This window comes from Amycolatopsis mediterranei, from assembly GCF_026017845.1.
Lineage (GTDB): Bacteria > Actinomycetota > Actinomycetes > Mycobacteriales > Pseudonocardiaceae > Amycolatopsis > Amycolatopsis mediterranei.
Map to the genome: position 1 here is coordinate 7908430 of NZ_CP100416.1, position 15463 is coordinate 7923892.

Here is a 15463-nt window from a genome sequence, read left to right on the forward strand (position 1 = left end):
GAACCTCATCCGAGGTTCAATACATAAGCTCTACTGGCTTAGTTCACTAGCACACTGTTGAGTTCTCAAGCAACACATCCCGACCAAAACCGCAACCAAGCGGCCTCACTCGAAGCGAGTCATTCCTAGCAGTTTTTGGTGGGACACCCACTCAATCGCGATCCGCGAGAGCTTGGTTCGTGTCCCGGTGGCCACCCGGTTTCCCTGGCGACTTGGAGAACTTTACATGCCCCGAAAGGGCCCGAAACAGGGGGGTCCCTTAACAAGATCAGCGCAGGTCAGACCCCATGACGGACCCCGTCCGAGGCTCAGTCTGCCCCGAACCGGCCGGGAGCGCCACCGAAAGAACATTGCTCCGACTACATTGCGCTGTATTGCTCCGCGGTAAAGCTCCGCCTAGCGTCGGCCGCATGCGACTCGCCCACGACGACCTCGGCCCGAAGAGCGGCCGACCGGTCCTCCTCGTCCACGGCCACCCCTTCGACCGCTCGATGTGGCGGCCGCAGGCCGAGCACCTGGCGAAAAGCGGCTACCGCGTCGTGACCCCCGACCTGCGCGGCTACGGCGAGTCCCCCACCGAGGACACGAAGACGGGTCTCGACGTCTTCGCCCGGGACCTCGTCGAGCTGGCCGACCACCTCCAGCTGGACCGGTTCGTCCTCGGCGGCCTCTCCATGGGCGGCCAGATCGTCATGCACCTGGTCGGCGACCACCCGGGCCGGGCAAGTGCCCTCGTCCTGGCCGACACCTTCGCGGGCCTCGACACCCCGGAGGCCAAGCAGGCCCGCTACGACACCGCCGACCGGATCGCCGCGGAAGGCATGGAGCGCTACGCCGAGGAGCTCCTCCCCAAGATGATCTCGAGGCAGACCCGCGCGACCAGGCCAGACGTCGAGAAGCACGTCCGCACGATGATGCGCAGTGCCCCGCGGGCAGGAGCCGCGGCCGCGCTCAGGGGACGCGCCGAGCGCCCCGACTACACGCCCGGACTGAGCGACATCGACGTCCCGACGCTGGTCGTCGTCGGCAGCGAGGACGAATTCACCCCCGTCGCCGACGCCGAGCTCATCCACCGGAAGACGCAGGCTTCCACCCTGGTGGTGATCGAGGGCGCGGGCCACCTGCCTAACCTGGAGCGCGAGACCGAGTTCGACGAGGCACTCAGCACCTTCCTGAACGACAGCGGAGTTCACCCATGACCCAGCAGACCGTGTTCGTGACCGGCGCGAGCGCCGGCTTCGGTGCCGCCATCGCGCGCCGGTTCGTCGCCGAGGGCGCTCGCGTGATCGCCGTCGCCCGCAGCGAGGACAAGCTCGAGAAGCTGGCCGGCGAGCTCGGCGACGCCGTCCTGCCGGTGAAACTCGACGTCAGCGACCCCGAAGCCGTCAAAGAGGTCGTGACCAACCTCCCCGCGGACTGGCAGCAGGTGGACGTCCTGGTCAACAACGCCGGCCTGGCCAAGGGCCTCGAGCCCGCGCACAAGGCCGACCTGCAGGACTGGGACGAGATGATCGCGACCAACGTCCGCGGCCTCACGCACGTCACGCGCGCGCTGCTCCCGGGCATGGTCGAGCGCGGCCGCGGCCACGTGATCAACATCGGCTCGATCGCCGGCACCTACCCCTACCCCGGTGGCAACGTCTACGGCGCGACCAAGGCGTTCGTCCACCAGTTCAGCCTCAACCTGCGCAGCGACCTGCACGGCACCGGCGTCCGGGTGACGAACGTCGAGCCCGGCATGGTCGGCGGCACGGACTTCTCGAAGGTCCGCTTCGACGGCGACCAGGCCAAGGCCGACAAGGTTTACGAGGGCACGACCCCGCTGACCGCGGAGGACGTCGCGGAGTCGGTGTTCTGGGCGGCGAACCAGCCGGCGCACGTGAACATCAACGTCATCGAGCTGATGCCGGTCGTGCAAAGTTTTTCCCCGTTGCAGATCTTCCGCGACAACTCTTGACCACCCGCGCCGGGACAGGCAGCATCGGGTCACCGCCGTCGTTCGAAAGCACGTCCGAACTTCGGAGGTACCCATGGATTCCCTGTCCCGGCGCACGGTTCTCGCCGGCCTCGGCGCCCTCGCCGCCGTCCCGCTCATCGGCACCACCGCCACCGCGGCCCCGGAAAGCGTCATCTGGGACGGCGACCCGGCGCGCGGCACGTCGGTCTTCGACGGGCTGGAGAAGGAACCCGGCAGCATCACCGTGGTCAACGACGCGACCTACGGCAAGTGCTTCCGGTACGAGACCTGGGACAACGCGGACGGCACGAAGGAACGCTGCGAAAGCCGCGGCCTGCGGCTGCCGGACGGCAGTGTCTACCGGCCCGGCAGCGGCACGCTCGGCGAGGTGCAGTACCTCGGCTGGCGGGCGAACTGGAACGTCAACCCCAAAGCAGGCAAGTGGATCGCCGTCTACCAGTTCCACATCTCCGGGGAGAGCAGCTCGCAGGCGCAGTCCGGCCCGTTCGTGCTGCGCACGCTCGGCGACGGCAAGCTGTACTTCCAGCTGACCGGTCCGAGCGGCGCGAACCGGCACATCTGGTCGACGACGTTCCCGGTGAACACCTGGAGCAGCTTCGCCATCGGCTACAAGATGTCGAAGGGCACCGACGGCTGGTGCGAGTTCTACTACAACGGCAAGCAGCAGACGTTCTCGAACGGCCGGACCCGCTACCCGGGCCCGACGCTGTGGGGCGACCACGTCAACCACAAGTGGGGCGTCTACCGCTCCGGCGGCAACAGCGGCCACGCGACAGCCCTGCTGAACCACGCCAAGCTGGGGCACACCTACGCCGACGTCGCCGTCTGACCCAGCCCGAAGAGGTCGTAGAGCGCCTGCTGCGCCGGGTCGAGCTCGGTCAGCAGGCGTTTCGCCCGCGGCCGCCCGCCGGTCGACGGGTACCGCAGCACCAGCTCGCCGATGCCCGCGAGCTGGTCCAGCAGCTCCCGCACCGACAGGTTCATCCCCGCCCGGTCGGCCTCGCGCCGCATCAGGTGGGTGACGGTCGCGGCGAGGACCGAGACCAGGCCGTGCGCGGCGATCCGCTGCCGCGTCCACTCCCAGCGCGGAGTCGGGCCGGTGACGGCGGGCCCGGTCAGCCAGCGGAACGTCGATTCGAGGTGGGTGCGCGCGCGGTAGGCCGTGACGACGTCGCCGATCGGCCAGTCCCGGTCGGTGACCAGCACCTGCTTGCCGAAGAACTCCTCGTCCAGCCGGGCCAGCGCGGCCGTGTCGATCCGGCGGTCCACCCGGATCTCGCCGGGCCGGTTGCCGCTCAGGACGGCGGTGAGCACGCGCTCGATGCGCCGGCCGCGGGTCACCCGGCCGATCTCGGCGTGGAGCTGGGCCCGGTCGCCGCGGTGGGTGCCCGCCGCCAGGGCCTCCGCGAGCCCGTCGAGCTCGCGGGTCGCGGTGGCCAGCTCGTCGGCGAACGCGCGCGACTGCGCCGCGTGCAGCGTCGCCGAGTGGGTCAGGATCACCCGCCGCCGGACGCCGTCGACGACCGCGTGCGTGTCGAGCGCCGTGAGGCCGGCGAACCGCTCGGGGTCGACGCGCTTGCGGGCCGACGCGGGCTGGGTCAGCAGTTCCGGGTGGTCGGTCAGCGGCAGTGACCCGACGAAACCGCTGCGCGAGCCCAGGTCCAGCTGGGCCGCCTGGCCCGCGTGGAAGACGAGCGTGGCCGGCCCCAGCTCCGCCATGAGCGCAGCGAACGTCGGCGCCGTGCCGGCGTCACGCCGGTACACCCGCGACGCCAGGGGGATCGCGCCGTCGCGGGTCACCCGCAGGCCCGCTCCGGCGAGCACGCCCCGGCAGGCGGACGGCAGCGTGCAGTCCGCGGGGGCGAAGGCGGCGAACTGCGGGACGTCGACGGCGAGCGCCGCGTGGTCCTCGAGCACCGCCAGCACGGCGGTGGCAACGGCTTCCTCGATGCCCGCGATGCGTTCGGGGGTGAGCCGTTCCAGAACCCGCCACAGACCATCCACTGTGGACAGCCGGGGCCGGACGAGGTCCGCGGCCGCGGACGTCGCCCACCACGACCCGATCGGCGTCTCGGGAGCGGTCGCGCGGTGCAGCACCGCGACGGCGAGCGTGAGCCCCAACGACGGCTTCGCGCGCACGACGTCGTCGACGCGGGCGACGAAGTCCAGCCGGGACAGCGTCGCCCACACCGCGGCGACGTCGCCGTACGTCCGGTACGACGCCCCGGCCGGTTCGCCGCCCGGGACGGCGCGAGCGATCTCGTCGGCCGTGCCGAGGTAACGCTGGGTCACCACCCGCGGCTTGCCGTCCACGCGGGCGGACTCCGCGAGGTAGTAGTAGGTCCGTCCGCCGATCTTCTTGCCGACCACCGATGCCACCCTTTAGGTAATACACGCCCGGGCGCTGATCGACAACCACGCGAACCCGCTGACCTGCGGTGACGGTTCTCCGCACCCCGCACTCGAGAGAGGTGCGGAATGCACACTGGCTGGTCCCGCGAGGACGGTCCTAGCGTGGGTGGAATGGGACCCGAACCCGACGCCACCACCCCGACCGCCTCCGCGATGCGCCGCGCGCTCGCCCGGGCGCGTGACGGGAAGACACTCGACGTAGCCGAAGCGAGCGTCCTGCTGCACGCCCGCGGTGACAACCTCACCCAGCTGTCCGAGTACGCCTCGCGCATCCGCGACGCGGGCCTGGCCGAGGCCGGGCGCGCCGGCGTCATCACCTACAGCAAGAAGGTCTTCATCCCGCTGACCCGGCTCTGCCGCGACCGCTGCGGCTACTGCACGTTCGTCACCGTGCCCGGCCGGCTCGAATCGCCGTTCCTGTCCCCGGACGAGGTCCTCGACATCGCCCGCAAGGGTGCCGAGATGGGCTGCAAGGAAGCCCTCTTCACGCTCGGCGACCGGCCCGAAGACCGGTGGAAGGCCGCCCGCGACTGGCTGGACGCGCACGGCTACGACGACACGCTGTCCTACGTCCGCGCGATGGCGATCCGCGTCCTCGAGGAGACCGGGCTGCTGCCGCACCTCAACCCCGGCGTGCTGACCTGGCAGGACTTCCAGCGGCTCAAGCCGGTCGCGCCGTCGATGGGCATGATGCTGGAGACCACCGCGACCCGGCTGTGGAGCGAGAAGGGCGGGCCGCACTACGGTTCGCCGGACAAGGAGCCCGCCGTCCGGCTGCGGGTGCTCGAAGACGCCGGGCGCAGCAGCGTCCCGTTCACCACCGGTGTCCTGATCGGCATCGGCGAGACGTTCGAGGAGCGTGCCGACGCGCTGTTCGAGATCCGCAAGGTCGCCAAGACCTACGGCGGCATCCAGGAAGTCATCGTGCAGAACTTCCGGGCCAAGCCGGACACGAAGATGCGCGCGACACCGGACGCCGACCTCGAAGAACTCGCCGCGAACATCGCCGTCGCGCGGCTGGTGCTCGGGCCGAAGATGCGCATCCAGGCCCCGCCGAACCTGATCGGCAACCAGTACGACCTGATGATCCGCGCGGGCATCGACGACTGGGGCGGTGTCTCACCGCTGACCCCGGACCACGTCAACCCGGAACGCGCGTGGCCGCAGATCGACGAGCTCGCCCGCCGCACCGAGAAGGCCGGCTTCGCGCTCAAGGAACGGCTCACCATTTACCCGGAGTACGTCAAGGCCGGCGAGCCGTGGCTGGACCCGCGGATCACCCGGCACGTCGCCGCGCTCGTCGACTACGAGACCGGGATGGCGCGCGAAGGCGCCCTGCCGGTCGGCCTCCCGTGGCAGGAGCCGGACGGCGGCTGGCAGGAGTCCGGCCGCACCGACCTGCACACCGAGATCGACACCAGCGGCCGCACCGAGGACCGCCGCAGCGACTTCGACTCCGTCTACGGGGACTGGAAGGAGATCGGCGACCGGATCAAGACCGGGCCGCAGCGGTTCGACACGGACATCCTGGAAGCCTTGCGCAGTGCGGAAAAGGACCCGGCCGGGCTGTCCGACGACGCCGCGCTCGCGCTCCTGCACGCCGACGGCAAGGAACTGGACGCGTTCACCCGGATCGCCGACGACCTGCGGCGTGAGACGGTCGGCGACGACGTCACCTTCGTCGTCACGCGGAACATCAACTTCACGAACGTCTGCTACACGGGTTGCCGCTTCTGCGCCTTCGCGCAGCGTCGCACCGACGCCGACGCGTACACGCTCTCGCTGGAGCAGGTCGGCGACCGCGTCGACGAGGCGTGGGCCGCGGGCGCGACCGAGATCTGCATGCAGGGCGGCATCCACCCCGACCTGCCGGGCACCGCGTACTTCGACCTCGCGGCCGAGGTCAAGCGCCGCCAGCCGGAGATCCACCTGCACTCCTACAGCCCGATGGAGGTCGTGAACGGCGCTTCGCGGACCAACCTGTCGCTGAAGGACTGGCTGATCAAGGCCAAGGAGGCCGGCGTCGACTCGCTGCCGGGCACGGCGGCGGAAATCCTCGACGACGACGTCCGCTGGGTGCTCACCAAGGGCAAGCTGCCGACGTCGGAGTGGATCAAGGTCGTCACGACCGCGCACGAGGTCGGGCTGCCGACGACGTCCACGATGATGTACGGCCACGTCGACACGCCCGCGCACTGGGTCGCGCACCTCAAGCTGCTCGCGCGGCTGCAGCGGGAAGGCCTGGAGAAGCACGGGCGGCGCGGGTTCAGCGAGTTCGTGCTCCTGCCGTTCATCCACCAGAGCTCGCCGATCTACCTCGCCGGCCTGGCCCGCCCGGGCGCGACGCAGAACGAGAACCGGGCGGTGCACGCGCTGGCTCGGCTGCTGCTGCACGGGATGATCGACAACATCCAGAGCTCCTGGGTGAAGCTCGGCACCGAGGGCAGCCGGGCGGTGCTGCAGGGCGGCGTCAACGACATCGGCGGCACGCTGATGGAGGAGACGATCAGCCGGATGGCCGGCGCGTCGCACGGGTCGTACAAGACGATCAGCGACATGCGCGCGATGGTCGAGCCGCTGGGCCGGTCGCTGGTCCAGCGCACGACGGGCTACGGACGGCCGTCGGCCGAGCGGCTCGCCGCGGCGGAGGCTTCGGACGGCGTCGCCACGCAGGTGCGCAAGCCGCTCCTGCCGCTGCTGACTCCGTGAGGTGACGCAGTGAATGACTCATTCCTGTCGTCTGACGACAGGAATGAGTCATTCACTGCGTCCGCTACTGTTGCGCCGCATGGGGGTTACACGCTTCGCGCCGATGCTGGTCCTCGCGCTCTTGGCGGGCTGTGGCAGTGCGCCGCCACCCGCGCCGGTGCCCACGACGACACCGAGCCCGACGTACGGGCCGCCGCCGTCGAGCGGGCTGTCCCTTTCGGTCGGTCAGGTCGAAGCCGGGCTCGGGCACCGCGCCAGCGTCCTGACCCTGACCAACCGGGATTCCGCGCCGCGCAAGGTCACCGGCTACCCGGACCTGAAGATCCTGGCGGGTGACGGCACACCGCTCGACGTCCAGGTCCTGCACGAGACGTCCTACTTCGCGCCCGATCCGGGCCCGCAGGACCTGACGCTCCAGCCGGGCGAAACGGCGCTGTCGGTGCTCGCCTGGTCGGCGACCGTCACCAGCGGCGACAAGCACACCGGCGCCGCGATTTCGGTGGTTCCCGTTCCGGGCGAACCCGCGCAGAAGCAGCCCCTGGAGACCGACCTCGGCACCACCGACACCGTCAAGCTCAGCGCGTGGGCCAGCAGAATCGGCAACTGACGACCGTGTGTCACCGCTCACAAACCGACGGTTGACCGGCGGGATCCTGTGCTACCTCTGTTCCTTCACCCGCCGGAAGGGACCTCGACGATGAGCACCTCCGTAGCGCCACTGGAAATGGTCGACACCGACCGCTACCCGCTCACCGATCCGGACCGTCCCGCCTGGCGGGAGACGGTCGGCCGCACCCGCGCGGAGCTGGCCGAAGCCGGCTGCAGTGTGCTCGCCGACTTCATCCGCCCCGAGCTGCGTGACGTGCTGCGCGCAGAGTGCGCGGCGCTCGAACCGCACGCCTACACGAAGATCGAACAGGTCAACGCCTACAACACCGCGATCGACGAGCCGCTGCCCGAAGACCACCCCGGCCGGACGATCATGGAACGCGGCAACGCCTTCGTCGCGCGCGACCGCATCCCGGCGTCGTCGATCATCAGCCGGCTCTACACCAGCCCGCTGTTCCGGCGGTTCGTCGCGGACTGCTTCGGGCTGCCGGAGCTGCACGAACTCGCCGACCCGCTGTCCGGGCTGACGCTCAACGTGATCGCGCCCGGCCGCGCGCACCCGTGGCACTTCGACACGAACACCCACACCGTCAGCATGCTGACGCAGGCCGCGGACGACGGCGGGACCTTCGAGTACTGCCCCGGCATCCGGTCCGCCGCGGACGAGAACTTCGCCGCCGTGCGCTCGGTGCTGGCCGGCGACACCCGGCCGGTCCGGCGGCTCGCGCTCCGGCCGGGCGATCTCCAGCTCTTCAAGGGCCGCTTCGCGTTGCACCGGGTCAGTACGGTGAAGGGCGGGATCGCCCGCCACTCCGCGATCTTCGCCTACAGCGAGCGCCCGGGGGTGATCGGCAGCGCCGAGCGGACGCGGCAGCTGTTCGGCCGGGTCCTGCCCGCCCACGTCGCGGCGCGCACCGCCCGCGGCGACGAGCTGCTCGACTAGTCCATCCATGCCCCCACCGCCGCCCTCAACGGACAGCGGAGCTGCGACTGGATCGCTCGACCAGATCAGGAGCCTGGCCCGTGCCTTTCGACTCGACCGGCAAGATCTCGTTCGACCACATCTACACCGCACCCGACCCGCGGCCGTTCTTCGGCACGCTCAAGCGGGTCGGTTACGGCATCCCCCAGCTGGCGAAGCCGTACTTCGCGCAGTTGGTCGCCGCGCACCCCGCCGAGCGCCCCACCGTGCTCGACATCGGCTGCTCGTACGGCGTCAACGCGGCCCTGCAGCGCTGCGAAGCGACGATGGACGACCTCTACGCCCACTACACCGACCCGGCCGTGCGCGCGCTGGACCACGCGGCGCTGGTCGAAGCGGACCGCAAGCGCATCCGCACCGGCAACCCGCGGTTCTACGGGCTCGACAGCTCGGCTCCGGCCCTCGAGTACGCGCTTTCCGCCGGCTTCCTCGACGAAGCGATCCACGCGGACCTCGAACGCGACGACCCCGACAGCACCCAGCAGAAGCTCCTGGACGACGTCGACCTCGTCATCTCCACCGGCTGCGTCGGGTACGTCACCGAGAAGACCCTCGCCCGGGTCGCCCGCGGCGCGCGCCCGTGGATGGCCCACTTCGTGCTGCGGATGTTCTCCTACGAGCCGATCGCCGAGAGCCTCGCCGAACTGGGGTACGAGACCGCGGGCGTCGGCGGGGTCTTCCGGCAGCGGCAGTTCGCCTCCGCCGAAGAGCAGACGCAGATCCTGGACACGCTGAGCGCGGCCGGGGTCGACCCCACCGGGCTGGAGTCCGGCGGGTGGCTCTACGCGCAGCTGTATGTTTCCCGTCCATCAGGCTTGCCCGAACTCGATTTCCCCGAACTGTGACATTCGGGGCTTCGCCCCGAGCCGGGGGCTCCGCCACCCGGACCCCCGAACCCCACCCAGAAGGATGACCGTGAGCAGTCCGGAATGGTCCACCCGCACCTTCGGCAACGAGGACCGGCTCCCCCGCGTCCCCGTCCCCACCCTGGAAGACAGCGGCCGCCGCTTCCTCGAGTGGTGCGCTCCGCTGCTGACGCCGGAGGAACTGGCGGAGACCGAAGCGGCCGTCGCGGAGTTCCTGGCGGGTCCCGGGCCGGAACTGCAGGCCCGGCTCGAGGAGTACGACCGCTCGCCGGGTGTGCGCAGCTGGCTCGACACGTTCTGGCCGTACCGCTACCTCGGCCGCCGCGACCGCATCGCGCTCAACGCCAACTTCTTCTTCCTGTTCCAGGATTCCCCGCTCGGCCAGGTCGAGCGCGCGGCCGAGCTCACCGCGTCCGCCGTGGACTACAAGCTGAAGCTCGACGGCGAACGGGTGCCGCCGGTGCTCCTGCGCGGCACGCCGCAGTCGATGGTGCAGCACAAGTACCTCTTCTCGGCGACGCGGATCCCGGGCGAGCTGCTCGACACCGCGCGCACGCGGTTCCCGTCGCCCGAGCGGCACATCGTCGTGTTCTCGAAGGGCACGCCGTTCCGGATGGACGTCCTCGCCGAAGACGGCCGCCCCTGCTCGCCGGCGCAGCTGGCCGACGGGCTGCGCGCGATCCTCAAGGACGACCACGGCACCGACGTCCCGGCCGGGCCCCTCACGACGAAGGCACGCGCGGAGTGGGCCGCTTCGCGGGCCGCGCTCATCGACGCGGGCAACGCCGCCGCGTTGGAAACCATCGAGACCGCGTTGTTCTGCCTGTGCCTGGACGACTTCACGCCGTCGGACGCCCTCGAAGCGGGCGACCGGCTCCTGTACGGCGACAACCGCTGGTACGACAAGGCCGTGTCGCTGATCGTGTTCGAGGACGGCACCGCGGGGATCAACGTCGAGCACTGCGAGCTCGACGGCACGACGATCCTCGGCTTCACCGACGCGCTGTTGAGCGGTGCGCGGGAGGAGCGCGAGCCGGCGGACGGCGTCCCCGGCTACGAGATCCTCGAGTTCACGCTGACCGATGCCCTCCGCGAAGACGCGCGCGCCGCCCGAGAAGCCTTCAAGGCCTACGCGGACGCGACGGCGACGGCGACCGTGTCGTTCGACTTCGGGGCGAACCGGGCGAAGGAGCTGGGGATGTCCCCGGACGCCTTCGCGCAGATGGCGTACCAGCTGGCCCACCGCCGCGCGAAGGGCCTGACCGGCGCGACGTACGAGTCGATCGCGACCCGGCAGTTCCAGAACGGCCGGACCGAGGCCATGCGGGTCGTGACACCGGAAGTCGTGCGCTTCGCCGACGTCCTGACCTCCGAGGCCTCCGCGGACGAAAAGCGCGAAGCGTTCCGGGCCGCGGCGGCGAAGCACGTCGCCCGCGCGAAGGAGTGCCAGGCCGGGGACGCACCGGAGCAGCACCTGTGGGAGCTGCAGCTGATCGCGAAACGCCACGGGGAAGCCACGGACCTGCCGCTGTATTCCTCGCCGGGCTGGCTGAAGATGCGCGACGACTACCTGAGCACCAGCTCGGCGCCGTCGGTCAACATCCAGTACTTCGGCTTCGGCTCGACGAGCCCGCAGTGCATCGGCATCGCCTACGTGCTGCTGCCGGACCGCTGGAACATCTACCTGAGCACGCCGAAGCACGTCTCGGCGGAGATGGACCGCTTCGCCGGTGAACTCGCGAAGGCGGTCGCCGAGTTGCAGGAGCTACTGGCCGAGTAGGCGGCGCAACCAGGTCAGCCGGGCGGCGCGCGCCGCCTGGCTGATCTTCGCTTCCGGCGCCAGTGAATCGAAGCCGTGGAAACCACCCGGCCACACGTGCAGCTCGGCGTCCCCGCCCGCCTGCCAGATCCGGTGCGCGTAGGTGATGACCTCGTCGCGGAACGTCTCGACCGCGCCCACGTCCAGGAACGTCGGCGGCAGACCGGAAAGGTCCTCGGCGCGGGCCGGGGCCGCGTAGGCCGGGACTTCACCGCTGCCCCGGCGGTCTCCCAGGTACGCCGTCCAGCCGACGGTGTTCGCCGTCCGGTCCCACAGGCCACGGCCGTCGAGTTCGACGGCCGAGGGCGTGTTGTTGCGGTCGTCGAGCATCGGGCAGGCGAGCAGCTGGCCGGCCAGGGCGGGGCCGCGGCGGTCGCGGACCAGCAGCGTCAACGCCGCGGCCAGGCCGCCACCGGCGCTGACGCCGCCGAGCACGATCGGGCCGGCGCAGTGCTCGGCGGTCCACAAGAGACCGGCGTGGCAGTCCTCGAGCGCCGCCGGGTACGGGTGCTCGGGCGCGAGCCGGTAGCCCGGCGAAACGACGGTCAGGTTCGCTTCGCCCGACCAAGCCAGCGCGTTCCGGGCGTCCTGGCCGAGGTGGCTGCCGGCGATCAGGCCACCACCGTGGACGTAGTACAGGACGCCGGCGCTTTCGGCCGGGCGCAGGACGAGCAAGGGGACCTCGCCCGCGTGCTCCTCGGAAACCCGGTACGCCGGGTACGCGGCGGCCAGCTCTTCGAGGGTCCAGTTGTCCGCGGCGTCGAGCTCCCGGCGTCCCGGGATTTCGTCCAGGCGCGAGAGCGACGGGCGAAGCGCGCGCAACGCCTCGATGACCGGCGCCAGTTCGGGGTCGAACGGCGGCGGGGTCACGCCGTGGGGTCCGAGACGACGAGGACGAGCGAGCCCTCGAACGTCGGCTGCTCGCGGAGCTTGCCGTAGCGGCGTTCCCACGTGCCGTCGTCGAGGTCGTGCTGCAGTTCCGCGGCGAAGCGGTGGTGCACGCGGTCGTCGACGAAGCTCCACGCCGAGCACGAGAGCCGCGCGCCCGGGTCGAGGAGGCGTTCGGGACGGGCGTAGTAGGCCTCGTTGAAGCCGTCGGTGCAGTCGATCGGGATCGGCACGCCGACCACCGACGTGTGGCCGCCGAGACCGTCGGCGATGTCGTCGACCGACGGGTAGCGCCGGGCCTCGGTCTCGATCACTTCGGGGGCGTAGTCGAGCAGCCAGAAGCGGCGCAGCAGGTCCGGGTCGCAGGTCAGGACGGCGACCGGGCCGCGCGTGACACGGCGCATCTCCTTCAGGCCGGCCCACCGGTCGCTCCACTGGTGCACGCTGAACGTGCTCATCGCGCCCTCGAACGCCCGGTCCGGGAACGGCAGCTTCTCGGCGACGGCGTCGACCGCCGGCGGCAGGCCCGCCGGACGCTGCGCACGCATCGAGGCCGACGGCTCGACCGCGGTCACTTCCCGGTCTTCCGGTTCGTACGCGCCGGCGCCCGCACCGACGTTCAGCACGGTCCGCGCATCACCCAGCGCGTCGACGATGTACTGGCCGATCCGGGGATCCGGCTTGCGGTAGTCGGTGTAGACCCCGCCGATGGCGCCGTAGTCGGCGTCCCCGGCGCTCCCGTCCGCACGTCGCTGGCTCATCTCCAAAAACTAGCAGCGGAACGCGGCTGCCCGGTCGTTGCTCCGCGGGGTGTAAGCGAGCGTCGGACATCCGGCGCAGCCGTCAATTCCTGTCGCAAACTTGCGTAAGTTCGTTCAACTATTGCGATTTCTTGTCCGGGATTCGTATGATCCCGGTCACAGAGGTCCCCCCCTGCTGCGGAAAGGCCAGTGCCGCCCATGACTCCCAGCTCTGTGTTCAACGCGCCCGAATTCCGGTTCGGCGCCCTTGCCGCGGCGGTGATCGCCGCGGCCGGGCTCACCATCGCCGCCGTCCCCGCGGGAAGCGCCGCTCTCGCCGCCGGCCGCGGCGCGACCGTGCCCTTCCTGGAACAGGAAGCGGAAACCGCCGCCACGAACGGTCAGGTCATCGGCCCGAACCGGGCGGCGGGCACGCTCGCCGGCGAAGCCTCCGGCCGGAAGGCGGTGACGCTGTCCGGCCCGGGCCAGTACGTCGAGTTCACGCTCACCGCACCGGCGAACTCGATCGACTTCCGCTACAGCGTCCCGGACTCCGCGAGCGGGACGATCTCGCTCTACGTCGGCGGTGCCCACAACCGGGACATCCCGCTGACGTCGAAGTGGGCCTGGTACTACGGCTCGTACCCGTTCACCAACAACCCTGGTGACGGGCACGCGCACCACTTCTACGACGAGACCCGCGCGCTGCTCGGCACGTCGTACCCGGCCGGGACGAAGATCAAGCTGCAGGCCGACGCGGGCGACGTCACGCCGGTCACCATCGACCTCGCCGACTTCGAGCAGGTCGGCGCGGCCGCGACCCGGCCGGCGAACTCGGTGTCCGTCACCGATTACGGCGCCACCGCGGGCGACACGAGCGACGACGCCGGCGCGTTCGACTCCGCCGTCGCCGCGGCCCGCAGTCAGGGCAACGAGGTCTGGATTCCCGCCGGCACCTTCACCCTCGGGCACCACATCACGGTCGACCAGGTGACCATCCGCGGTGCCGGGCCCTGGTACTCGGTGCTGACCGGGCCGCGCGCCGGGATCTTCGGCAAGGGCGAACCGGAGAGCTGCGGAACGCCGACGTACCCCGGAAATCCCGCCGTGCCCGGGGTCAGCAGCGCGGTGAAGCTCTACGACTTCGCGATCATCGGCCAGGTCGACGCCCGGGTCGACTGCGACCAGTCGAACGCGATCGGCGGCGCCTTGGGCGGTGGCTCGGTCGTGCAGAACCTGTGGCTGCAGCACACGAAGGTCGGGCTGTGGCTCGACGGGCCGTTCGACGGGCTCACCGTGGCCGGCAACCGGATCCTCGACCAGACCGCCGACGGGCTGAACCTGCACCAGGGCATCAGCAACGTCACCGTGACGAACAACTTCCTGCGCAACACCGGCGACGACGGCCTGGCGATGTGGTCCGAGCACGCTGCCGACCACCACAACACGTTCTCCTTCAACACCGTGCTGCTGCCGATCCTCGCCAACAACATCGCGGTCTACGGCGGGCACGACAACACCGTGTCCGACAACGTCGTCGCCGACAACCAGGACCAGGGCGGCGGCCTGCACATCGCGAACCGGTTCAGCGCGGTGCCGCTGTCGGGCACCACGACCGTCGCGCGCAACACCGCGATCCGCACCGGCGTGCTCGACTCGAACTGGCAGTTCGGCGTCGGTGCCCTGTGGTTCGACGGCCGCGACTCGGCCCTCACCGGCCGGATCGACGTCACCGACAACGACCTGCTGGACAACAGCTACGAGGCGATCCAGTTCATCGACAGCGCCACCACGGACGTGCACTTCACCAACGTCCGGATCTCCGGCGCCGGTACGTTCGCCTGGCAGATCCAGGCCAAGCCGACCGGCTCGGTGAAGAACGTCGTCGCGACCGGCGTCGGCCGCGCGGGTGTCTACAACTGCATGGGACCGGACGCGATGAGCGGCCTGGCCGACCAGGGCGGCAACTCGGGCTGGAGCACGACGTACTGCGGCTCGTGGCCGACCCCCGTCTACGGCGCCGACAACGGCGGCACGACGACTCCGCCCACCACCACGCCGACCCAGCCGTCGGGGAACCTCGCGCTGCACAAGAGCGTCAGCGCGTCGGGTTCGCAGGGTGGCTTCCCGCCGGGCAACGCGGTCGACGGCGACGCGAACTCCTACTGGGAGAGCACGAACAACGCGTTCCCGCAGTCGCTGACCGTCGACTTCGGCAGCACGGTCAGCGTGTCGCGGCTCGTCCTCAAGCTGCCGCCTTCGTGGGGCTCGCGCACGCAGACGCTGTCGGTCGACGGCGTCAAGGCGGCGGCGACGTACACGTTCGATCCGGCTGGCGGGAACGCGGCGACGGTGACCTTCCCGGCGGCGTCGGTGCGCACCCTGCGGCTGACCTTCACCGGCAACACCGGCTGGCCCGCTGGTCAGCTGTCCGAGCTCGAAGCCTATTCCTCCTGACCA

Annotated in this window: 12 protein-coding genes; 9 read left to right on the top strand and 3 right to left on the bottom strand. The window is 70.5% G+C overall.

Features of this window, described 5'->3' with window-relative positions:
* Window positions 1-410: 410 nt before the first annotated feature.
* From ISP_RS35430 to ISP_RS35440, 3 genes are all read left to right on the top strand, one after another.
* Window positions 411-1199: an alpha/beta fold hydrolase gene (locus tag ISP_RS35430; protein WP_013228665.1), complete on the top strand. Its 789-nt coding sequence runs from the start codon at window positions 411-413 to the stop codon at window positions 1197-1199.
* Window positions 1196-1957 (top strand): SDR family oxidoreductase, encoded by a 762-nt coding sequence (locus ISP_RS35435; RefSeq protein WP_013228666.1) that lies wholly within the window; start codon window positions 1196-1198, stop codon window positions 1955-1957. Before ISP_RS35430 ends, ISP_RS35435 begins: the two co-directional genes overlap by 4 nt.
* 73 nt (window positions 1958-2030) lie before the next feature.
* Complete coding sequence (locus tag ISP_RS35440; RefSeq protein WP_013228667.1) at window positions 2031-2807, top strand: heparin lyase I family protein; 777 nt, start codon at window positions 2031-2033, stop codon at window positions 2805-2807.
* Here the strand turns inward: ISP_RS35440 and ISP_RS35445 are convergent.
* Window positions 2786-4348, bottom strand: coding sequence for an IS1634 family transposase (locus ISP_RS35445; RefSeq protein WP_037374709.1), 1563 nt, complete (start codon window positions 4346-4348; stop codon window positions 2786-2788). The genes ISP_RS35440 and ISP_RS35445 overlap by 22 nt on opposite strands.
* 153 nt (window positions 4349-4501) lie before the next feature.
* Between ISP_RS35445 and ISP_RS35450 the strand changes: the two genes are divergently transcribed.
* The 5 genes from ISP_RS35450 (at window position 4502) to ISP_RS35470 (ending at window position 11336) form a co-directional block, all read left to right on the top strand.
* Complete coding sequence (locus ISP_RS35450) at window positions 4502-7099, top strand: bifunctional FO biosynthesis protein CofGH (protein WP_037374711.1); 2598 nt, start codon at window positions 4502-4504, stop codon at window positions 7097-7099.
* Window positions 7100-7178: 79 nt separating this feature from the next.
* Window positions 7179-7706: a DUF4232 domain-containing protein gene (locus ISP_RS35455; protein WP_230468503.1), complete on the top strand. Its 528-nt coding sequence runs from the start codon at window positions 7179-7181 to the stop codon at window positions 7704-7706.
* Window positions 7707-7796: 90 nt separating this feature from the next.
* Window positions 7797-8651: a HalD/BesD family halogenase gene (locus ISP_RS35460; RefSeq protein WP_013228671.1), complete on the top strand. Its 855-nt coding sequence runs from the start codon at window positions 7797-7799 to the stop codon at window positions 8649-8651.
* 80 nt (window positions 8652-8731) lie between these two features.
* On the top strand, window positions 8732-9535 hold the full coding sequence (locus ISP_RS35465; RefSeq protein ID WP_037374713.1) for a class I SAM-dependent methyltransferase: 804 nt from the start codon (window positions 8732-8734) through the stop codon (window positions 9533-9535).
* 64 nt (window positions 9536-9599) lie between these two features.
* Complete coding sequence (locus tag ISP_RS35470; RefSeq protein ID WP_034283925.1) at window positions 9600-11336, top strand: choline/carnitine O-acyltransferase; 1737 nt, start codon at window positions 9600-9602, stop codon at window positions 11334-11336.
* On the opposite strand, the gene ISP_RS35475 is transcribed toward ISP_RS35470, so the two are convergent.
* Window positions 11322-12245 (bottom strand): alpha/beta hydrolase, encoded by a 924-nt coding sequence (locus ISP_RS35475; RefSeq protein ID WP_013228674.1) that lies wholly within the window; start codon window positions 12243-12245, stop codon window positions 11322-11324. The two genes, ISP_RS35470 and ISP_RS35475, sit on opposite strands and share 15 nt — an antisense overlap.
* Window positions 12242-13024: a class I SAM-dependent methyltransferase gene (locus ISP_RS35480; RefSeq protein WP_013228675.1), complete on the bottom strand. Its 783-nt coding sequence runs from the start codon at window positions 13022-13024 to the stop codon at window positions 12242-12244. Before ISP_RS35480 ends, ISP_RS35475 begins: the two co-directional genes overlap by 4 nt.
* Window positions 13025-13222: 198 nt before the next feature.
* Between ISP_RS35480 and ISP_RS35485 the strand changes: the two genes are divergently transcribed.
* A complete protein-coding gene (locus tag ISP_RS35485) occupies window positions 13223-15460 on the top strand; it encodes a discoidin domain-containing protein (RefSeq protein ID WP_013228676.1) in 2238 nt (745 codons plus the stop codon).
* Window positions 15461-15463: the final 3 nt, after the last annotated feature.